Source organism: Maritalea sp., assembly GCF_047634455.1.
Taxonomy (GTDB): domain Bacteria; phylum Pseudomonadota; class Alphaproteobacteria; order Rhizobiales; family Devosiaceae; genus Maritalea.
The window spans coordinates 31,422-51,038 of the sequence record NZ_JBLIAI010000003.1 but is presented as its reverse complement, the minus strand read 5'-3'; the positions used below and the strand labels follow the sequence as shown (position 1 = coordinate 51,038).

The following is a 19,617-nucleotide window of genomic DNA, read 5'->3' as shown; positions in this document are numbered from 1 at the left end:
TATGGACGATTTTGTTCAATTGCGGGCAGTTACGCCTTTGCAGTTGCGTTAAAATATGCCTAATCTTTGATCAAACAGTTTAAGAAAGTAAGCATGGCAGAAAACCAAATACCGGTCATCGAAATACGCGATCTACACAAGAGTTATGGTGATCTTGAAGTCTTGAAGGGCGTTGATATCGTCGCCAACAAAGGCGACGTGGTGAGCCTAATTGGTTCATCCGGTTCAGGCAAATCCACTTTGCTGCGGTGTGCAAACTTGCTCGAAGACAGCCAGCAAGGTGAAATTTTGTTTGATGGTACCCCCATCCAGTGGAAGGGGAAAAGCCATAACCGGCATCCGTCTGACAAAGCGCAAGTGATCGCGGTGCGCACCAACCTGTCGATGGTGTTCCAACAGTTCAATCTTTGGTCGCATATGACGATTTTACAAAATGTCATGGAGGCACCGCTGACCGTTTTGCGACAGCCGGTTGAAGAGGTTGAGGCGCGGGCTCGTATGCTGCTCGACAAGGTTGGTATTGGCGACAAATGCGATGTGTTCCCGGCAATGCTTTCGGGCGGTCAACAACAACGCGCAGCGATTGCGCGCGCCTTGGCGATGGAACCTGAAGCCTTATTGTTCGACGAACCCACTTCCGCGCTTGACCCTGAACTTGAGCAAGAAGTGGTGAAAGTTATCAAGGATTTGGCCAAGGAAGGGCGCACCATGCTGTTGGTCACCCATGATATGAAGTTGGCCGCCGATGTTTCTGACCATGTTGTATTTTTGCATCTGGGTAAGATTGAAGAACAAGGACCACCAATCGAGCTATTTGGCAATCCAAAAACCAAGCGGTTACAACAATTCCTCAGCGCGGGTACTGCTGATTAAGTGCTGAGGCAATAACAAAACAAATAATATTAGCTTTATAAGGGAGAACAAAATGAAGAAAATCATCATCGCAGTCGCCGCATTGGCGATGGGCACAAGCTTTGCAATGGCGCAGACAGTTCGCATGGGTACTGAGGGCGCATATCCGCCCTATAACTTTATCAACGACGCTGGCGAAGTTGACGGTTTTGAGCGCGAGTTGGGCGATGAGCTTTGCAAGCGCGCAGAATTGACCTGCGAGTGGGTAACCAACGAATGGGATTCAATCATCCCGAACTTGGTTTCTGGCAACTATGATACCATCGTTGCGGGCATGTCGATCACAGACGAGCGGGATGAAGTTATCGACTTCACGCAAGACTATATTCCGCCGAGCCCATCAGCGATTGTTGCCATGTCAGATGACATAGATTTGGCGACAGGCATCATAGCTGCCCAAACCGGTACGATTCAAGCGGCATATGTTGCAGAATCTGGCGCGACTTTGGTTGAGTTTGCAACACCAGACGAAACCATTGCAGCGGTTCGAAACGGCGAAGCAGATGCCGTTCTTGCGGACAAAGATTTCCTTGTTCCAATCGTTGCCGAATCAAATGGCGAACTGATGTTTACCGGTCCAAACGTTTCTATTGGCGGTGGCGTTGGCATGGGTGTTCGTGAATCTGACGGCGAAATGCGCACAAAGTTCAACACAGCGATTTCTTCAATGAAAGCTGACGGTACGTTGAACACAATGCTTAAAAAGTGGTTCGGCGACGAAATCGCAACTTACGAGTAAGCAAATCTGAAAATATTAATGGGGCCGCTTGTTGTCGGCCCCATTAATGCCAACACATTGAGTATCCATGTTTTCTTTTTGCGCAGAACCAAAGACACTTGAAGGAGCAACTTGGCTCGCCTGTTATCTCACCACGGGAAAACAATTCGCGTTCTACGGCTCTTTCATCACCGTCATGGTATTAATTACCATAACTGCGCCAATCGCATTGCTTTTTGGGTTTGGTGGGGCGACAGCGGCACGCTCTACAATCGCCCCATTGCGATGGTTCGGCAAAGGTTACACCGCAATTGTGCGCGGCATTCCTGACATTGCGTTCTTTTTGTTTTTTGTGATCGCACTTGATCAAGCCTTTGAATATGTGCGCCAAAAAGTTCTCTGTCCCGAATGGACTGAGCCCATTCGTCAGGGCAATGACTTTGTTGTCTGTGCGGCAGCAAAATTACCTTTATCTTCATCGCCGCAATGGATCCACGAAACGTACGGGTTTTTGTTGGCGGTGTTGACCTTTTCTATCGTTTTTGGCGCCTTTGCGGCCAATGTTCTATATGGCGGCATGGGTGCCGTGCCGCGCGGCCAGCTGGAAACAGCCGAGGCTTATGGCATGTCGCGCCGACAAACATTCTGGCGCATTTTGGTGCCGCAAATGTGGGTTTATGCACTGCCGGGCCTCTCCAATCTTTGGATGATTTTGATTAAGGCGACACCGCTTTTGTTTCTGCTTGGCGTCGAGGACATTGTTTATTGGGCCCGCGAGCTTGGCGGTTCTAAGACACAAATATTCGACTATCCGCACGGCGACTGGCGCTTGTATTATTTCCTTGGGCTACTGGTTTTTTACTTATCGCTGACAAAAGTGAGCGAAATTGCGCTTGGCAAATTGATGGCTAAACTGACAAACGGGCAAGCCACACTGGGTGGTGAATCCCAACGCAAGGCGGTCGCATCATGAACGATTGCCTTCAAACCATCTCCGATTATGGGTTACGCTCTATTGGTATTGGCGCACGCCTGTTGCCTAAAACAGACTTTACCCTTTGCCAACAATTCACTTTGATTGGTTCTGGGATGATCTGGAATATCTATTTCGGATTGATCGCGCTGGTCACAGGCTTCTTTTTGGCCACCGCGGTTGCAGTCGCTAAAAACTCAAATAGTTATTGGGTCCGCAAGCCTGCGGAATGGTTCATATTTTTGTTCCGCGGCTCGCCATTATTTATCCAGTTTTTCTTGGCCTATGAAATCTTTGTGCAACTCCCTAAGCTGGGGATCGACATCAATCTTGGTTTCGCGGAAATTACCGCCGAAACCCGCTGGCTAACCAAAGCGTGGATGGGAGCGGCAATTGTTTTGTTCCTCAACACCGCTGCATATTCGGGCGAAATCTTTTATGGCGCGCTCCGGTCCGTCCCCAGAGGCGACGTGGAGGCGGCAGATGCCTACGGGTTAAGCGGTTGGCCACGCTTTAAGCGGGTGATTTGGCCGACGATGCTGCGTTTGGCTTGGCCCGCTTACACCAACGAAGCCATCTTTTTGTTCCACGCAACAACCTTGGTGTTTTTCTCCGGCTTCCCCGCCTGGCAACAACGCGGCGACGCGCTTTATTACGCCAGCTATTTTGCGGACAAAACCTTCAACCCGTTTGTGCCCTATCCAATTTTGGGAATGTATTTCATCATCCTCACGCTTTGCGTGATCGGGGTCTATGCACTGATCAACAAACGGCTTAACAGGCACCTGCCGGCAAACCAGCGGCAACGCATTAAGTTCAAACCGCAAATTATTCGCTAAGTCACCCCACCCTTAATCCCTCCCCATCAAGGGGAGGGAGATAGTTCTTTGGTAACATCTTAGTATGGGCTTCCCCGGACTTGATCCGAGGCCATACTTTCTTTCGCTCCGCCCTTGGTTTCTATCCAAAGCCCTCGCCACACTCCCTCCTCATCCTGAACTTGTCGAAGGACCGTGGGTTGTGCGCTACACTCACGGTTCGCCCTTCGACAAGCTCAGGGTGAGGTTCACCATAAGGGACGTAGACTTATTGTTTCGCCCGATTGATCCTGGATCAGCCTGCGTGGCGTGAGCGCCACTTCTTTGTCCGGGAATGCCTCGTGGGGAAAAATCAACCTCTCTTCATGGCCTCCCCGGACTTGATCCGGAGCGCTTAACTTTATTGCAAAGGTCGCCCCCCACCTTAATCCCTCCCCACTTGGGGGAGGGAAATGTTTTTTGCGCCGCCGTTGGTCGTTCCGGTCGCATTTTGTTGCGCTCGCGCCGCAAAGGCTGGCCCGGCACCCCCGGGCATTTTTCATGCCGCCGGTTGGTGCCGAACATAGCGACATTCTCTGCTGTCATCCTCGCGAAAGCGGGGATCCAGTGCAACACAGGCAAGAGCCGCAAGCGCTAGCATTTTTGGACATTCCGGCCTGGATCCCTGCCTGCGCAGGGATGACAATGGTGGATATGCGGCAAGACATTTCAACTCAGCGTTTCCCTCCCCCTTGTGGGGAGGGAGCAAGGGTGGGGGGATGTGCATATCTCCCCTACTCCTCATCCTGGGCCTGCCGAAGGGTAAAAGCTCATGCACTTCATTCATGGAGTCACAGGCTCCCCATAAGGTGGGTGAATGTTGCTCGCACAGTTTAGACCCCGCATCACGTGCGGGCGGCCACAGGATATGTGGTCCAGCACCGTTGCGGCATTCCCGGACAACTGGATGGCGCTCGCGCCGTCACCCCGGACTACATACGGGGTGACGGTAGGGGTTTATGGCATAGCAATTGCGCACCATCGTCGCCCTCGCGCTTGACCCGAGCACTCATGAGAAAAATCATAACAATCGCGAACGCCAAAATCAGAGATAGCAACTGCAAAATGCAACAGAGTTGATGACGAGAGATGAAAGCAGCCTCATGCTGAACGTGTCGAACCAAAATGGTTGCGTCCACCCTTCGACAAGCTCAGGGTGACGCTTGCTCCAATGGTAGACGTAACAATAATTTGGATTATTGACAGAAATCGCTATTCAGTATATTACTGAGATAATCTACTGAAGGACTTTTATTATGCTTCTTACATTCTCTATGGTCAACTCACTCGGATCAGGCACCTGGATTGCGCCACTTTCTCCTTTTGAAGCGAGACGTTTTGGACAAAATCCACTTGTGAAAGGTGGGCGAAGCATAATCGCTGTAAGCTCCCCTGAATACGATGTCGAAACTAGGACACTTACCGTCAATTACGATGGAGTGCTTACGCTAAACATAGGTGAAATCGAGGAAGCGGTGCTTGTTGATCTGAACCCACAAGATGTCCTCAAAGCGCAGCGGCAAGACACTGACGTATTGCATCCATCGGCAGCAGATATTGATTTTATCGCGGCCTGCAAATCTCATCTCGATGAGGGTATGACTAGAATAATCCAGCAAGTCTTGAGCGGGGTGAGAAAACACCACGATGATACACTAATCGAAGGCGAAGGGCGGAAGTGGATCGCTAGTCCACACAATTTCATGGCAATTACAATTCAAAACCGGAACAAACAATTTCTAGTTTCCGTAAAAGCTAGACCTGAACAAAAGTCGTTCAGGCACATTCACTTGAAGCAAAGCCGTCCGCCATACTGGGAATTTCACTTGAACTCGCCATCGCAAATTGAAGAAACGATACAGGCCATCTTAGATTCGGCTAATTATTGATAGACACCAAACAAAACATATTTGTCGTCCAGTCGCCTTTTAACAACCCCTATCCCAATTCCCCACAAGCCTGCTGAATCCGCGTAATCGCTTCTTCCAGCTCAGGCTTCGCCGCCGCGTAGGATATCCGGAAATAGGGTGACAACCCGAACGCAGAACCTGGCACAATGGCCACATGGGCGGTCTCCAAAATGTAGCGGCAGAAGTCGCTGTCAGTGTTGATTTTGGTGCCGTCGGGGGCGGTCTTGCCAATCAGGTCTTCGCAGGACGAAAACGTGTAAAACGCGCCTTCTGGGGTGCGGCAGTGAACGCCGTCAATGGCGTTCAGGCCGGCGACGACCAGATCCCGGCGCTCTTGGAAAGAGGCGGCGCGGGCTTTGAGGAAGGTTTCGTCACCATCCAGCGCTTCAATGGCGGCGGCTTGGGAAATTGACGAAGGGCAAGAGGTGGCTTGGCTTTGAATGACCGCCATGGCACGGATCAATTCTTCAGGGCCCGCACCAAAGCCGAGCCGCCAACCCGTCATGGCATGAGATTTAGAAACCCCATTAATGACCAAGGCACGGTCTTTAAGGCGCGGTTCCACTTGCACGGGCGTGACGAATTGAAAATCATCATAAATGATGTGTTCGTAAATATCGTCGCTCATCAACCACACATGGGGATGTTTGAGCAACACGTCGGTGAGGGCTTGCAGCTCATCGGCTTTGTAGGCCGCGCCCGTGGGGTTTGATGGAGAATTCAACAAAAGCCATCGGGTTTTGTCGGTGATCGCTTCTTCGAGCTGCTCGGGTTGTAGTTTAAAACCCGCCTCGCCCGGGCATTGCACCAGCACTGGCACACCACCGCAAATGCGCACGATATCGGCATAAGTGGTCCAAAATGGTGTCGGGATCACCACCTCATCACCGTGGTTCAGCGTGGCCATGAAGGCGTTATAGAGAACTTGTTTCGCGCCCGCAGAAACCGAAATGTTTTTTGGCTCATATTTGAGGCCATTGCCGCGGGCCAATTTGCGGCACACGGCAAGTTTGAGTTCAGGCGTACCATCGAGCGGGGTATATTTGGTCATCCCCGCATCGATGGCTTTGTGGGCTGCATCTTTAACATGGTCTGGCGTGTCAAAATCTGGCTCGCCAGCGCCCAAAATAATCACCGGATAACCTTGTGCCTTCAACTCGCGGGCGCGGGTTGAAATTTTGATGATCTCTGACACCGAAATGTCAGAAATCCGGTTGGCGCGTCGAAAGACAGACGGTGAGTTGGCTGGGGCGTTCATATCAAGATGCTCGTTTGAAGTTGGTTTGCTCTTTAAATATCGAAAGATACGCCCTGGGCCAATGGCAATTCAGTGCCATAATTCACGGTGTTGGTTGCGCGGCGCATATAGGCTTTCCACGCATCCGATCCACTTTCGCGGCCGCCGCCGGTTTCTTTTTCACCGCCGAATGCGCCGCCGATTTCAGCGCCTGATGTGCCGATATTGACGTTAGCGATGCCGCAATCTGAACCTGAGGCTGACAAGAAGTTTTCCGCTTCGCGCACATTCAACGTAAAGATCATAGACGACAGACCCGCACCAACAGCGTTTTGCATGTCGATGGCATCATCAAAGTCTGTATATTTTACCACATACAGAATTGGCGCGAATGTTTCTTCAAACATCGGGCCAGATTGCTCAGCCATCTCAACAATCGCAGGGCGGTAATAGTAAGCGTCTTGGTTGCCTTCCACGTCCACGCGTTCACCACCAACCACTTTGCCGCCAGAAGCTTTGGCCGCAACCAAAGCATTTTCCATGTTGGAGGCTGCGTCTTTATCGATCAACGGGCCAACCAGGGCGTTTGAGGTCAATGGATTGCCGATAGACACGCCTGCATAGGCTTTTTTGAGTTGAGGCACGAGTGTGTCGTAAACGCTTTCATGCACAAACAAGCGACGTGTTGACGTGCAACGTTGACCGGCTGTACCCATGGCGCCAAACGCAATGGCGCGAACCGCCATATCCAAATCAGCAGAGGGGCAAACGATACCCGCATTGTTGCCGCCAAGTTCGAGAATTGAACGGGCGAAACGTTTGGCCAAACGCGGACCAACTTCACGGCCCATGCGGGTTGAACCAGTTGCTGAAACCAGCGCGATTTTTTCGTGATCAACCATCACTTCGCCACCGATCCGGTCAGCCACAAACATTGTGGATAGACCTTCTGGCGCATCGCCGAATTTGGCCAATGCTTTGTTCATGATCGCTTGGCAAGCCAAACCTGTAAGTGGTGTTTTTTCGGAAGGCTTCCAAATCGTGGCGTTGCCGCATACAAGCGCGATTGCAGCATTCCATGACCAAACAGCAACGGGGAAGTTAAACGCTGAAATGATGCCAACAACACCGATTGGGTGCCAGGTTTCCATCATCCGGTGATCGGCGCGTTCTGTCGCAATCGTCAAGCCGTACAATTGACGCGAAAGACCAACCGCGAAATCGCAAATGTCGATCATTTCTTGGACTTCGCCCAACCCTTCGGAAGGGATTTTGCCCGCTTCAATGGAGACCAAACGGCCAAGCTCGGTTTTGTGGGTGCGCAACTCTTCACCCAGCAAACGCACCAATTCGCCACGACGCGGGGCAGGCACTTTGCGCCAAGCTTTGAACGCCAAATGGGCTTTATCAATTTGGGCAGAGATTTGATCGGCGCTGGCCAATTTCACATTGGCGATTGTTTCGCCAGTTGTGGGCGTGCGCACTGCCAACTCGCCGCCTGCAAGGGCAGACACATCCACACCCAGTTTTTGCAACAGGTCTTTGGTTTGATCTTTGACGCTCATGATTGGCTCCAAAACTTTTTCAAATACACCACCCGTCAAAAATTCCTGTCCGGATCGCGTTTATGGTTGAGATTAAGTGACCTTTTGCCTTTTCACCCGTAAGTCGGATGTGCATGGCTCAGCCTTTTAAATTCGTATTTCTCATGATAAAGCAATGAAAGGCCCTAAAGAAGCAATGATTTTTCATTACTTGATGAGGAAAAATGATGCATACTAGCCGTCGCAACTTCCCCTCGATCAACACATTGAGTGCTTTTGAGTGCGCCGCGCGGCATCTCAATTTCACCCGAGCGGCCGAGGAAATGAACCTCACACAAAGCGCAATATCACGGCAAATCCGGGATTTGGAGTTGCAGCTTGGGGTGACATTGTTTGAACGGATCCGCAAGCGGGTGGTTTTAACCGAGGCCGGGGCGCGATTTCTGGTAGATGCCAAATATCTGATTGAACAAACCGAGGGGCTTGTCTACCGCACCATGGCGTCGGCTAAAGCAGACGCGACGTTGTCGGTTGCGACTTTGCCCACGTTCGGGTCGCACTGGCTTGCGCCACGCTTGCCCGAATTTTTGGACAAACATCCAAAATTGGCCGTCAATCTTGAAAGCCGCTGGTCGCCTTTTTCCTTGCAAGAACAATTCTTTGACGTGGCGATCCATTTTGGGCGGCCTATTTGGGCTGGTGCTTCATGTCAGCCGCTTTGCGCTGAATATATGCTGCCCGTAGCTTCTCCCGGTCTGATAGGGGCGCACAAGATACAGCGGGCAGAAAACCTGCCACACGCGCCATTGCTGCATTTGCAATCACGTCCCACCGCATGGCGCGACTGGTTTGAACAGCAAAAAATTGAAAATGATGAACCGTTTCGCGGCCATCGATTTGATCAATTTTCAATGATCATCGAGGCCTGTATAGCCGGACTGGGCGTGGGGTTGTTGCCACAATATCTAATTGAAAGGCAAATCGAATTGGGACGATTGCACGTGATTGATCCTCGGCCGTTGCAAACCGATGATGCCTATTTTTTGGCCATTCCAGACGACAAGGCAGAAAAACCCGGTGTCGTGGAGTTCACAAACTGGATCCGCGCGCAAATAAGCCACCCGGTGGTTGAAACGGCTGATTAAGAGCCGTTTCAATACGTTCGATTTAATCGAATTTGATCTCGTTATCACCAAGATAAACGTTGGATGCCTGACAAACATCAATCGAAATTGGTTCGTCCATCACTTCAGAGCCGTCACCTCCAAGCCAACCCACCTGGAACAATTGATCACAAGCGCCAGTTTCAGCAAAGAATTCAGCGCTGGCCGATTCACCTGGCGACATTTGATCAGCCAGCCAATTTGCACTCCAGCCATTGCCGTCATTGGTATAAAATCCGACCACAACATTGCCTGCTGTGTCGTTAAAAAGTGTAAATTCTCCGCCTGAGCCCGATTGCGCATATGCCGTGGTGCCCAATAGGCTAGCAGCGACAAATCCAGCTACGGCAAAACTGCGTGTTATGATGTTCATATAATTTCTCCCTCAACATGAGAGAAATTACGTAACTTTGCAGGTTTTGGCAAGCGCTTGAATTGCGCTAAGCATTTTGAACAATTGGTAAATTCTTTTTGAACCGTTCATTCACGTTATTCTTGGCTTTGTAAATCAACCGTTGAAAACCACGCCACCAATTCCGCAGAATTTTTCACCCCGATTGCCTTCATGGTGCGGGCTCGATGCGCCTCGATTGTTCGTTTCGAAAGGCCTATTTCTTGTGCGATATCTGTATTGGTTTTGCCCTGCGCCACCAAGGTGATCACTTGCTTTTGCCTGTCCGTCAAATGCTCACTGTTTGGCCGCAATGGCCTGTGCAACGGTTCAAAACAATAAAGCGCGCGCGCAAAAGGATCGTCAGGGCTCATGGACCGTCCACGTACTTTGCACCAAAACTCAGTTTTGTCGGCCCTAAGCATAATGCGCTCATCATAATAACTCACCCCACCGGCAAAATTGGACTTCCACATTTCGCCCGTGCGCACAAAATCGGTGAATTTTGGATAGAGCAAATGAAAGCTGGTGTTGCGCAATTCATCAGGCCTAAAGCCAAATATTGCGGCAAACTCAAAATTGCACTCTTTGATGATCCGGTGTTGAGCAAACACCATTGGCACTGGCATTTCTGCCAATTCAAAGCGGTTTGGCACAGCACTCACTTGGGCTTTTTCAATAGCATTCATTGCGTATAAATACGACTAAACAAATGCAAGGCGCAAGCCTTAACCTTTGCTTTGAGCACAAGATTGCTTTTGTGGAGGAAGCCAAATGTCGATCCAAGATGTTGTTCTGCTTAGCGCCAAGCGCACCCCGATTGGGGTCTTGGCGGGTACATTGTCCACCCACAGCGCGGCCCAATTGGGCACCATTGCGATTAGGGCGGCGGTTGAACAATCTGGTGTGTCAGCGGACCAAATTGATGAGACAATTATGGGGCAAGTGTTAACCGCTGGCGTGGGCATGAACCCTGCCCGCCAAGCCGCCCGCAATGCGGGGTTACCCGACCACTCCCCTGCTATGACCATCAACCAAGTGTGTGGATCGGGCCTAAGGGCTGTGATGCTGGGCGCGCAGCAAATTCAAACTGGTATGGCAAGCTTTGTGGTTGCTGGCGGGCAAGAAAGCATGACCAATGCGCCGCACGTGGCCAACATCCGGCAGGGCAAGAAAGCGGGCAGTCTCGAATTTGTCGACAGCATGATGTTTGATGCCCTAACGGATGCATTTTTCGGCTATCCAATGGGTCAAACGGCGGAAAATGTCGCCAACAAATATAATCTAAGTCGACAAGAACAGGATGAATTCGCGTGTCTTTCGCAGGCCAATGCGGCAGCTGCGCAGGGTGCTGGTTTTTTTGCCAAGGAGATCGTGCCTGTTGAAATTAAAACCCGCAAATCTACGTCCATGTTTGAGGCGGACGAAGCGGTGCGCGCCGACAGCCAGATGGACGTTTTGGGCAAGTTGAGGCCGATTTTTGACGCCGAAGGCTCAGTGACCGCCGCCAACTCCTCGGGCATTAACGACGGCGCGGCAGCGCTGGTGTTGGCGAACGCTGAGCAAGCAAAGAGCAATGGATTATCGCCACTGGCGCGCATCGTTGCTTATGCTCATACCGGACTTGACCCCCACTTCATGGGGCTTGGCCCGATCTCAGCTTCCCGACTGGCCGCCAAACGCGCCGGGTGGTCACTTGATCAGGTGGACCTGTTTGAATTCAACGAAGCGTTTGCGGCGCAAAGTCTGGCCGTGGTGAAAGAGTTGGCGGTGGATGCGAAAAAGGTCAATATTCATGGTGGAGCGATTGCGCTTGGACATCCGGTCGGCATGTCCGGCGCGCGCGTGTTGGGCACATTGGTCTATGCGCTGGAACAACGTGGCGGTGGGCGCGGCATTGCCAGCCTGTGCATTGGTGGCGGCATGGGCATTGCCATGGCGATAGAAGTTTAGAAGCCGCAAAGCGGTTTTAGGGAGAAAAGCATGAACAAAATTTATAGCTCACCAGAAGAGGCCCTGAAAGGCCTTCTGCATGACGATATGTTAATCGCTGCGGGCGGCTTTGGTCTTTGTGGCATTCCTGAGTTGCTGCTCAGCGCGATCCGAACCGACGGCAGCAAAGGTCTTACCTTTGCTTCAAATAATGCCGGTGTGGATGATTTCGGTATTGGCATTTTGCTCCACACAAGACAAGTCAAAAAAATGATCTCGTCTTACGTCGGGGAAAACGCTGAATTTATGCGCCAATATCTGTCTGGTGAACTTGAACTTGAGTTCAATCCGCAAGGCACATTGGCTGAACGCATGCGGGCTGGCGGTGCTGGCATTCCCGGTTTTTATACAAAGACAGGCGTGGGCACCATCATTGCCGAAGGCAAAGATCACCGTGATTTCAATGGTGAAACCTACATTATGGAAGAAGGTATTTTTGCCGATCTGTCGATCGTAAAGGCTTGGAAAGCTGATGAAACGGGGAATGCCATTTTTAGGAAAACCGCGCGCAACTTCAACCCACCCGCAGCGATGTGCGGCAAAGTGTGTGTGATGGAAGTCGAGGAAATCGTGCCCGTTGGGTCTCTGGACCCAGATCAAATTCATCTGCCCGGAATTTATGTGCACCGTATCGTTGAGGGTAGCCACGAAAAACGGATTGAGCAACGTACAGTTAGGGAGGCTTAAATGAGCTGGACAAGAGATCAGATGGCTGCCCGAGCAGCCTTGGAATTGCAAGACGGTACGTATGTTAACCTTGGTATCGGCATTCCAACGATGGTTGCCAATTATATTCCCGATGGGATCAATGTCACTCTTCAATCAGAAAATGGCATGCTGGGTATGGGCCCATTCCCCACCGAAGATCAAATCGACGCTGACTTAATCAACGCAGGCAAGCAGACGATCACCGAACTGCCCCAAACCGCCTATTTTGATAGCGCGACATCTTTTGGCATGATCCGTGGCGGCAAAATTGCGATGGCCATTTTGGGCGCGATGGAAGTTGCCGAGAACGGCGATCTTGCCAATTGGATGATTCCAGGCAAACTCGTCAAAGGGATGGGCGGTGCGATGGACTTGGTTGCGGGTGTTGGCCGAGTTGTGGTTGTTATGGATCATACCAATAAACATGGTGAATCAAAAATACTGAAGCAGTGCTCTCTGCCGCTGACAGGAAAAGCCGTTGTGGACCGGATCATCACCGACTTAGGCGTATTTGATGTCAAACCGGGCGGCTTGGAAATCGTTGAGACAGCCCCGGATGTCACACGAGAAGACATACGAGCAGCAACAGAAGCAAAAATCATAAACTGATCCAGAACTGCTTTGGCCCGGTGCGGGTCGTTCGCTAAGCACCCCACCCTTAATCCCTCCCCATCAAGGGGAGGGAAATATTGTGGCAGGCCCTGTCATCCTATTGTTTGCGCCACAAACTTGTGGCAACCGCTTTCATGAGCCAAGGAGAACCGTGCTGCCCTACCAGGCTCACGACCTGATAAATGGGGGTTGTTACTCTGTCTCCCTCCCCTTGATGGGGAGGGATTAAGGGTGGGGTGGGGCCACAACTCAAAGCCGATGCCCAATTGGTTTATTACACAACAACCAAATCGCGCGGGCGCTCTGACAGAATTTCAGGGCCGTCTGCGCGCAAGATCACGATCTCTTCAAGGCGCACGGCTTGATAAAGAAGTGACGCTAGCCCTCAATTCCCTCCCAGCAAGGGGGGGGAAATATTGTGGCGGGCCCAGTCATCCTATTGTTTGCGCCACAAACTTGTGGCAACCGCTTTCATGAACCAAAGCGAACAGCGTCGCCATAGCGGTCGAACAGCCAATTTTGGCTTGGCCTCCCTCCCCTTAATGGGGAGGAAAAATCTATAGACAGGCTCCAATCGCCACATCCTTTTGGGGGAGAACTTGTGACAATCCGCCTTCATGAGCCAAAGCGAGCATTGCTGCTATAGCGGCCGGACAGCCAGATTTGGCTTGCTCTCCCTCCCCTTGATGGGGAGGGATTAAGGGTGGGGTGGGGCCACAACGCAAAGCCGATGACCAATTGGTTTATTACACAACAACCAAATCGCGCGGGCGCTCTGACAGAATTTCAGGGCCGTCTGCGCGCAAGATCACGATCTCTTCAAGGCGCACGCCAAATTTGCCGGGCAAGTAAATGCCTGGCTCAATTGAAAACACCATACCTTCATCCAGCACCACCTCAGAAGAGGCTGAGATATAGGGTGGCTCGTGGATTTCTATGCCCAGCCCGTGCCCGGCCCGGTGGGTGAAATAGTCCCCATAACCCGCCTTCGCAATGACTGAGCGCGCCGCATCGTCTACGTGCTTTGCTATCACGCCCGGCTTCGCGGCCTTAAGCGCTGCCTGCACCGCAGCATCGACAATCGCGTGCACTTTTTTGTATTCTTCGCTCGGCTCGCCGATTGACACCATACGCGTGATGTCGCTTGGATAACCTTGCTTAAAGCCACCAATATCTACCACGATCGTGTCGCCCTGTTTGAGCGCGCGGTCGCTTGTGTGATGATGCGGAAACGCACCATTTTCGCTCGCGCCAACAATGTCAAAAGCAGGTTTTGCGCCGTGTGAAATGAAGTAGTTCTTTACCACTTCGGCCACATCGTTTTCGGTCACGCCAACTTTTACGGCGTCAGCTGCTGCTTGTTGTGCGCCATCTGCGATTATCGCGTTCATTTTAAGAAGCCTATATTCTGCTTCTGTCTTGCGCATCCGCAAAGCGCCTACACTGTCTTGGGTGAAACAATGATTTGCACCAGGCAGCGCGGCCATTAAATTAAGGGCGAAATCGGCGCGCATGGCGTCATCCAACGACACTATCGCTACATTGCCGTCTGTGGTTTTTTCAAGCGCCCCCAACAGCGCATCAGCATACCCATCTGCATCGGCCCATGTGAAAAACTCAATGTCTGTGTGTTCGCGCACGGCATTGGCGTTAAGAGCCGGCATGACAAAGGCCTGATGCTCTGGCCCGATGAGCAAAAGACACATGCGCTCGTCCGGATAGGGATGATAGCCTAACAACCATTGAATATGTGCGCCGGGGCCTAGTGCCACAAGATCCATTTGGTGCACCTGCATGGTGGCTCTCAATTGCGCTAATTTCTGCGTGACAATCTTATCCATGAATTCCACCCCGGGCATATAAAAGCATGCTTCTATCAAAATTATTTTGATAAGATCAATATATTTGTGGTCACAATGTCAATTGAATAGTTGGGATGGCGACATTTGCCACCATCCCTTAAGGCAAGATTTATCTGGCGACACAATCAAGATTGGGTGTACCAGCGCCACGCAGAACCAATTGCTGGTCACTAATTGTCGCGCTTGTACCACCCCAAACATTTTGGGTTCGGCCCGCCATGCTGACGCGGTGCACGCCATATTGCCCGGCAATAATTGCAAAACCATGGTTTGGCGCGACGAGCACTTGCGCATTGCGCCCACCACATTGATAGGTCTTCACAAAGGCGTCAGGGTCTGCGCGGTCCATATTGTCTTTAATGGAAAACGTCACGTCCTTTGCAGGCGTCGCAAACGTGGCAATGCAGCGACCACCGGGACGGCGCACTTCCCAAGATTGCCCCGCCGGTGCGTCAACCGTCAGCCGAGCGCCAGCGGGGACATCGCGCACCCGCACCCTCTGCCCATTTGGCCGAATTTGAAACAGGTCATAATCGCTCGACCCATTATTGACGAACGAAGATGCGACCTGATTTTGGCCTATTGGCGTTGGCAAATCTATCTCTGAGCAAAAGAAGTCTGGGTTGTTTTGATAGTTTTGCAGCGCTTGTTTGGCCGCAACGCTGACACCGCCAATTTCCACCTTGATCTTGCCGTCGCTTTGGTCTGACAGATTGTTGAAAATATCAACGATTGAGTTGAACACCTGTTCTTCCGCGTTGGGCCGATCCGGCGTTAAATTGTCAATTGGTTCTGGTTCTGGCTCTGGTTCAGGTTGATACGCTCGGCAAGCCGCCACGAACTCACGGACAGGCGCGGCGCTGCCTTTCAGTGAATAGGTACTCATTCGTTGACCATCCATGGCGATGTGCACGACATTGCCGGCCGCCAAGCTTGGCCAGAAATTGTTATTCATGTCCAAATTGGCAACAGGCACGGCACCCCATTCAATGCCTTCAACGGTACGCGTTCTGGCTGTTTCTTTGCCTTGATTGCCTATTGTGTCCCAGAAGATGGAAACATTTCGACCATCAGGCATTTCATTTGGCGCGGACGCGAACATCACTTCTGCAAAGCCAGAGCCTGGTTCGCAGCGCGCCGCCAGACCAATCCGGTCGTTATTGGCATTGCCAAATTCAAGCTGTTGGCCACCATTCGAGATCCGTGTGCGCGACCATTTCAAACTCGCATCATTGCTCACGTCGCCGATAACCGTTGGGCCGTTGAAACGCTGGTTGCACGCGCGGACAAAATCACGAACCGGGCCGGCGCTACCTTTTAACGACAATCGCAAGCGATGCACGTCATCTGCGATGACGGTGAAGGCACTGCCCGCAATCAAGCCATTCCAAAGCCCATGTTGTGTCGAGATGTTAAAAAACGGCGATGCCTTATTTGGTCCATCTGGCGCGCGACCGGCGAAAGCACTTTGTTTGCCCGCGTAGCGACCCGCCCACAATTGCAAGCTCGAGCGGCCAGTTAGTCCCGCCTTGTTGGGGAAGCCGTTGATATAAACATCAACCGAGCGGCTGCCCGGTTCACAAACGGCTGAAAAGCCAAAAGCACCGCTGTTGGAAGCAAATTGCACTCTGGCATGGTCGTTTGCGTTGCGCGGCGCTGTGAAACGCCAAGCAAGCGGGGCTGCAAGGCTGGTGTCGGTGAGATATTGCGGGGTTGGCGTGAGCGTGATATCGAAATTTTTCGCACAGATATCAATTTTGTCAGCTGCTTTGGCACCAGAGGCGAAATCGACTTCGACCGATGCCTCACATTTAAATGCGGCGGCGCCGACAGCCAAACGGGTGCGCACTCCATTTGAAATCCAACGCAAAATCGGCACCTTGCGATCATCAACGCGCACCGTTGAAATACGATCATCATTTACGCTTGAGCGCACGGTGAAGACCTCAAAATATTCTCGCTTGGGCGCTAAATCGAGCACCACTTCATTGTCGTTAGCGCACAGCTCAACTTTGTCTTTAAACGTGTTGCCGTTTGACAGAAGTGCTTCAAGTTCGGTTGTGCATTTATAGCCAGAGGGTCCGCTTTTGAGCGTAAATTCTATCCGATTTGAGTCCATGAAAGCGGTGAAGCTTTGCGGCTTGCCATCCACGGATAGTGAAAAAATCCGCACTGCGGGGTCCGATGGAACGACTAAGATTTGCTTTTGCGATGCACCGGTCGCATCATCCTCAAAACCAACATCTATCTGCCAGACGCTTGCACACAAATCATATTCTTTGCGCAAGAAACGGCCATTTTCGGCGATAATCGAAAGCGTATATTTGCAACCAAAATTATGGGTTTCACCGCGAATTTCGATAAAGGCGTAGCCATTTTGGTTGGAAATAATTTTCGCGCGTTGTCCGTCAACAAATACAGACTGCAGCGTGATATCTGCAGGAGATGTGCGAATGGTCAGTACACGGGTTGATTGCTGGGCTTGCGCGCTCAGCGTGAGCACGGTTAGCGCTACAATGCTCAATAAAAATTTGACTAAAAACAGCTTGGCGTACCGCATGACAGGTTCCCTCAATCGATCGGCGCCCCCGCGCTTTTGTTGCTGAGTATATTCAATCGCGCCAATATGTCTAAATTATGTAGTGAGGAGCATTGCGCGCGCGCTATTAGAACAGAAATGACGGCAGCGCGGTGGCAATTTGTGGCAACAACCAAATGAACACCACCGCAATCGCTTGGATCAAGATGAATGGCATCACGCCTTTATAGATATGGGCTGTTGTGATTTCTTTTGGCGCAGCACCCCGCAAATAGAACAAGGAAAACCCAAAAGGCGGAGTCAAGAAGGAGGTTTGCAGATTAATTGCGATCAATATTGTTAGCATAATGGGATCATGGCCAAGCAAAATCAAACCGGGCACCACCAAGGGCAATACAATTACTGCAATTTCGACAAAATCGAGAAAGAAGCCGAGCACAAATATCATCAGCATCGCAAAGATCAGAGCGCCTGTTGCGCCGCCAGGCATGTTGGACAGGATTTGCGCAACACGGTCCTCACCGCCCAAACCAACAAACACGAGCGAAAACATGCCAGCAGCTAAAATAGTGGCGAAAATCATTGATGTCATGGTTAAAGTCGAGGTGAGCGAGAATTGTAGTATTTTGTGCTTGATAAGGGTCCATACAGCGTAAATCAACGATGCCATTCCGCCTACGGCCAGTACCAAATATACCATACCCAAGGCAAAATCGACGCCAGTCAGATCGTTGCGTTGCAGCCGCACAGGAAAATTAAGGGTAAAAAGCGCCAATAACACAAATAGGCCAACACCAACGCGAAGGACCTGCTTGTTGCTGTCAAGTTTCATTGCGGCCATAAATACAGCGCCAACTGCCCCGACAGCGGCGGCTTCGGTTGGGGTTGCGATGCCGGTCAAAATGGTACCAAGCACTGCAATTATCAAGCCAACTGGCGGCATGATAGAAGACATGATCTCTTGCCAATCAGGACGCCCATCACCCAGCAATGCCGGCGGCATATCGTTGGGGCGTACCAAACCCCGAATGAGAATGTAGGCGATATAAAGCACGACGAGCATCAAGCCGGGCACAAGCGCTGCGGCGAAAACTTGACCCACGGATAGAGTCTCAACCGAAAACTTTCCCTGCTCATATTGAGCTTGCTGAAAGCCATTAGACATCACATCGGACAAAATAATCAGCAAGGTTGAAGGCGGAATGATCTGCCCAAGCGTACCTGCGGTACAAACGGTGCCAGCGGCCAAGGATTTATCGTATCCAGCGCGCAGCATTGCCGGCAAAGCGATCAAACCCATCGCGATTACTGTTGCGCCGACAATGCCTGTGGACGCCGCGAGTAGTGCGCCGACAAGCACCACAGAAATGCCTAAACCACCGCGCAGACCGCCAAAGGTGCGCGCCATGGTTTCCAACAGTTCTTCTGCTATTTTGCTCTTTTCCAAGATCGCACCCATCAGCACGAAAAGCGGAATAGCAATAAGCACATTATTGGTGAGCAAGCCAAAAATACGCTGGCCAGACGCCCCCAAAATACTCACATCCATTGCCCCGGTTACCCAACCAAGATAGGCGAAAATAATCGAAATTCCCGCAATGGAAAAAGCAACAGGAAAACCAATTAAAATGGCTGCGATCAGAGCTACAAACATCAATAGATCAAGATAGGCACCCATCTAACCATTCTCTTTCAAACTGAGAACCAAACGAAGCAGGCAAGACGCAGATTGCACCAAGATCAAAATACAAAATGCCGGGATGAGGGTTTTGAGCAAAAAACTTGCTGGAAGGCCGCCCACTGAAATGGCGCCTTCTCGAATTGCCCAAGCGTTGCGCACGCTTGGCCACGACCAAAAAAGAATGGCCGACATGGATGGAATCAGAAAAAATAGGTGACCAAAAATATCAACTAGATGCCGTCGACGCTCACTTAAGCTTGCGTAGAATATATCGACTCGAACATGGCCATCGATGCTCAAAGTATATGCGGCGCCGAGCATAAAAAACGAGGCGTGCAGGTAAAGCACCAATTCTTGCAAAGCAATAGAATTTACGCCAAATGCATAACGCGACACAACAATCGTAAATTGCAGCAACAGCATGCCCAGTGCTAGCCATCTGACCGTCATTCCTGTCAGGCGTGCAAAAGCATCGATCCGATCGGCAATATTCATATTCGGTTCCCTATAAATGCTGC

The 19,617-nt window shown here is 51.2% G+C and carries 17 protein-coding genes; 9 read left to right on the top strand and 8 right to left on the bottom strand.

Going from position 1 to position 19,617, the window contains the following annotated elements:
* Positions 1 to 93 precede the first annotated feature (93 nt).
* The 5 genes from ACJAZW_RS01850 to ACJAZW_RS01830 all read left to right on the top strand — a co-directional run bounded on the left by ACJAZW_RS01850 (position 94) and on the right by ACJAZW_RS01830 (position 5,349).
* Positions 94 to 873 (top strand): ABC transporter ATP-binding protein, encoded by a 780-nt coding sequence (locus tag ACJAZW_RS01850; protein WP_415155155.1) that lies wholly within the window; start codon positions 94 to 96, stop codon positions 871 to 873.
* Between the two features lie 52 nt (positions 874 to 925).
* Positions 926 to 1,651 (top strand): transporter substrate-binding domain-containing protein, encoded by a 726-nt coding sequence (locus ACJAZW_RS01845; protein ID WP_415155154.1) that lies wholly within the window; start codon positions 926 to 928, stop codon positions 1,649 to 1,651.
* A 67-nt stretch (positions 1,652 to 1,718) separates the two neighbouring features.
* The gene (locus ACJAZW_RS01840; protein WP_415155153.1) at positions 1,719 to 2,603 is read left to right on the top strand and encodes an ABC transporter permease; all 885 of its coding nucleotides are present in this window, start codon (positions 1,719 to 1,721) and stop codon (positions 2,601 to 2,603) included.
* On the top strand, positions 2,600 to 3,442 hold the full coding sequence (locus ACJAZW_RS01835; RefSeq protein WP_415155152.1) for an ABC transporter permease: 843 nt from the start codon (positions 2,600 to 2,602) through the stop codon (positions 3,440 to 3,442). The genes ACJAZW_RS01840 and ACJAZW_RS01835 overlap by 4 nt, the downstream gene beginning before the upstream one ends.
* Before the next feature lie 1,274 nt (positions 3,443 to 4,716).
* Complete coding sequence (locus ACJAZW_RS01830; RefSeq protein WP_415155151.1) at positions 4,717 to 5,349, top strand: hypothetical protein; 633 nt, start codon at positions 4,717 to 4,719, stop codon at positions 5,347 to 5,349.
* Positions 5,350 to 5,398: 49 nt separating this feature from the next.
* Here the strand turns inward: ACJAZW_RS01830 and ACJAZW_RS01825 are convergent, their stop codons facing one another.
* The gene (locus ACJAZW_RS01825) at positions 5,399 to 6,628 is read right to left on the bottom strand and encodes a pyridoxal phosphate-dependent aminotransferase (RefSeq protein WP_415155150.1); all 1,230 of its coding nucleotides are present in this window, start codon (positions 6,626 to 6,628) and stop codon (positions 5,399 to 5,401) included.
* 32 nt (positions 6,629 to 6,660) lie between these two features.
* Entirely contained in the window at positions 6,661 to 8,172 is a 1,512-nt protein-coding gene (locus ACJAZW_RS01820) for an aldehyde dehydrogenase family protein (protein ID WP_415155149.1), read from the bottom strand.
* Between the two features lie 206 nt (positions 8,173 to 8,378).
* Here ACJAZW_RS01820 and ACJAZW_RS01815 point away from each other — a divergent pair, with 206 nt between their 5' ends.
* On the top strand, positions 8,379 to 9,296 hold the full coding sequence (locus tag ACJAZW_RS01815; RefSeq protein ID WP_415155235.1) for a LysR family transcriptional regulator: 918 nt from the start codon (positions 8,379 to 8,381) through the stop codon (positions 9,294 to 9,296).
* Positions 9,297 to 9,318: 22 nt separating this feature from the next.
* Here ACJAZW_RS01815 and ACJAZW_RS01810 read toward each other — a convergent pair whose 3' ends face one another.
* Both ACJAZW_RS01810 and ACJAZW_RS01805 read right to left on the bottom strand, forming a co-directional pair.
* Positions 9,319 to 9,687, bottom strand: coding sequence for a hypothetical protein (locus ACJAZW_RS01810; RefSeq protein WP_415155148.1), 369 nt, complete (start codon positions 9,685 to 9,687; stop codon positions 9,319 to 9,321).
* A 116-nt stretch (positions 9,688 to 9,803) separates the two neighbouring features.
* Positions 9,804 to 10,370, bottom strand: a complete 567-nt coding sequence (locus ACJAZW_RS01805; protein ID WP_415155147.1) for a LuxR C-terminal-related transcriptional regulator — start codon at positions 10,368 to 10,370, stop codon at positions 9,804 to 9,806.
* Positions 10,371 to 10,479: 109 nt separating this feature from the next.
* Here ACJAZW_RS01805 and ACJAZW_RS01800 point away from each other — a divergent pair, with 109 nt between their 5' ends.
* The 3 genes from ACJAZW_RS01800 to ACJAZW_RS01790 are packed head-to-tail and all read left to right on the top strand — an operon-like array spanning position 10,480 to position 13,014.
* Positions 10,480 to 11,658: an acetyl-CoA C-acetyltransferase gene (locus ACJAZW_RS01800; protein WP_415155146.1), complete on the top strand. Its 1,179-nt coding sequence runs from the start codon at positions 10,480 to 10,482 to the stop codon at positions 11,656 to 11,658.
* A 30-nt stretch (positions 11,659 to 11,688) separates the two neighbouring features.
* Positions 11,689 to 12,384 carry a CoA transferase subunit A gene (locus ACJAZW_RS01795; protein ID WP_415155145.1) on the top strand — a complete coding sequence of 232 codons (696 nt, stop codon included), beginning with the start codon at positions 11,689 to 11,691 and terminating at the stop codon, positions 12,382 to 12,384.
* On the top strand, positions 12,385 to 13,014 hold the full coding sequence (locus ACJAZW_RS01790) for a CoA transferase subunit B (protein WP_415155144.1): 630 nt from the start codon (positions 12,385 to 12,387) through the stop codon (positions 13,012 to 13,014).
* A 749-nt stretch (positions 13,015 to 13,763) separates the two neighbouring features.
* Here the strand turns inward: ACJAZW_RS01790 and ACJAZW_RS01785 are convergent.
* The 4 genes from ACJAZW_RS01785 to ACJAZW_RS01770 all read right to left on the bottom strand — a co-directional run bounded on the left by ACJAZW_RS01785 (position 13,764) and on the right by ACJAZW_RS01770 (position 19,594).
* Positions 13,764 to 14,858, bottom strand: coding sequence for a M24 family metallopeptidase (locus ACJAZW_RS01785; RefSeq protein WP_415155143.1), 1,095 nt, complete (start codon positions 14,856 to 14,858; stop codon positions 13,764 to 13,766).
* A 130-nt stretch (positions 14,859 to 14,988) separates the two neighbouring features.
* Positions 14,989 to 17,439 (bottom strand): hypothetical protein, encoded by a 2,451-nt coding sequence (locus ACJAZW_RS01780; protein WP_415155142.1) that lies wholly within the window; start codon positions 17,437 to 17,439, stop codon positions 14,989 to 14,991.
* A gap of 106 nt (positions 17,440 to 17,545) precedes the next feature.
* Positions 17,546 to 19,096 (bottom strand): TRAP transporter large permease, encoded by a 1,551-nt coding sequence (locus ACJAZW_RS01775; protein WP_415155141.1) that lies wholly within the window; start codon positions 19,094 to 19,096, stop codon positions 17,546 to 17,548.
* Positions 19,097 to 19,594: a TRAP transporter small permease subunit gene (locus tag ACJAZW_RS01770; protein WP_415155140.1), complete on the bottom strand. Its 498-nt coding sequence runs from the start codon at positions 19,592 to 19,594 to the stop codon at positions 19,097 to 19,099.
* Between the last annotated feature and the right edge of the window lie 23 nt (positions 19,595 to 19,617).

Coding starts and splice junctions, on each gene's coding strand:
- ACJAZW_RS01850 (WP_415155155.1), top strand. CDS start 94: ATGGCAGAAAACCAAATACCGGTCATCGAAATACGCGATCTACACAAG.
- ACJAZW_RS01845 (WP_415155154.1), top strand. CDS start 926: ATGAAGAAAATCATCATCGCAGTCGCCGCATTGGCGATGGGCACAAGC.
- ACJAZW_RS01840 (WP_415155153.1), top strand. CDS start 1,719: ATGTTTTCTTTTTGCGCAGAACCAAAGACACTTGAAGGAGCAACTTGG.
- ACJAZW_RS01835 (WP_415155152.1), top strand. CDS start 2,600: ATGAACGATTGCCTTCAAACCATCTCCGATTATGGGTTACGCTCTATT.
- ACJAZW_RS01830 (WP_415155151.1), top strand. CDS start 4,717: ATGCTTCTTACATTCTCTATGGTCAACTCACTCGGATCAGGCACCTGG.
- ACJAZW_RS01825 (WP_415155150.1), bottom strand. CDS start 6,628: ATGAACGCCCCAGCCAACTCACCGTCTGTCTTTCGACGCGCCAACCGG.
- ACJAZW_RS01820 (WP_415155149.1), bottom strand. CDS start 8,172: ATGAGCGTCAAAGATCAAACCAAAGACCTGTTGCAAAAACTGGGTGTG.
- ACJAZW_RS01815 (WP_415155235.1), top strand. CDS start 8,379: ATGCATACTAGCCGTCGCAACTTCCCCTCGATCAACACATTGAGTGCT.
- ACJAZW_RS01810 (WP_415155148.1), bottom strand. CDS start 9,687: ATGAACATCATAACACGCAGTTTTGCCGTAGCTGGATTTGTCGCTGCT.
- ACJAZW_RS01800 (WP_415155146.1), top strand. CDS start 10,480: ATGTCGATCCAAGATGTTGTTCTGCTTAGCGCCAAGCGCACCCCGATT.
- ACJAZW_RS01795 (WP_415155145.1), top strand. CDS start 11,689: ATGAACAAAATTTATAGCTCACCAGAAGAGGCCCTGAAAGGCCTTCTG.
- ACJAZW_RS01790 (WP_415155144.1), top strand. CDS start 12,385: ATGAGCTGGACAAGAGATCAGATGGCTGCCCGAGCAGCCTTGGAATTG.
- ACJAZW_RS01785 (WP_415155143.1), bottom strand. CDS start 14,858: ATGGATAAGATTGTCACGCAGAAATTAGCGCAATTGAGAGCCACCATG.
- ACJAZW_RS01780 (WP_415155142.1), bottom strand. CDS start 17,439: ATGCGGTACGCCAAGCTGTTTTTAGTCAAATTTTTATTGAGCATTGTA.
- ACJAZW_RS01775 (WP_415155141.1), bottom strand. CDS start 19,096: ATGGGTGCCTATCTTGATCTATTGATGTTTGTAGCTCTGATCGCAGCC.
- ACJAZW_RS01770 (WP_415155140.1), bottom strand. CDS start 19,594: ATGAATATTGCCGATCGGATCGATGCTTTTGCACGCCTGACAGGAATG.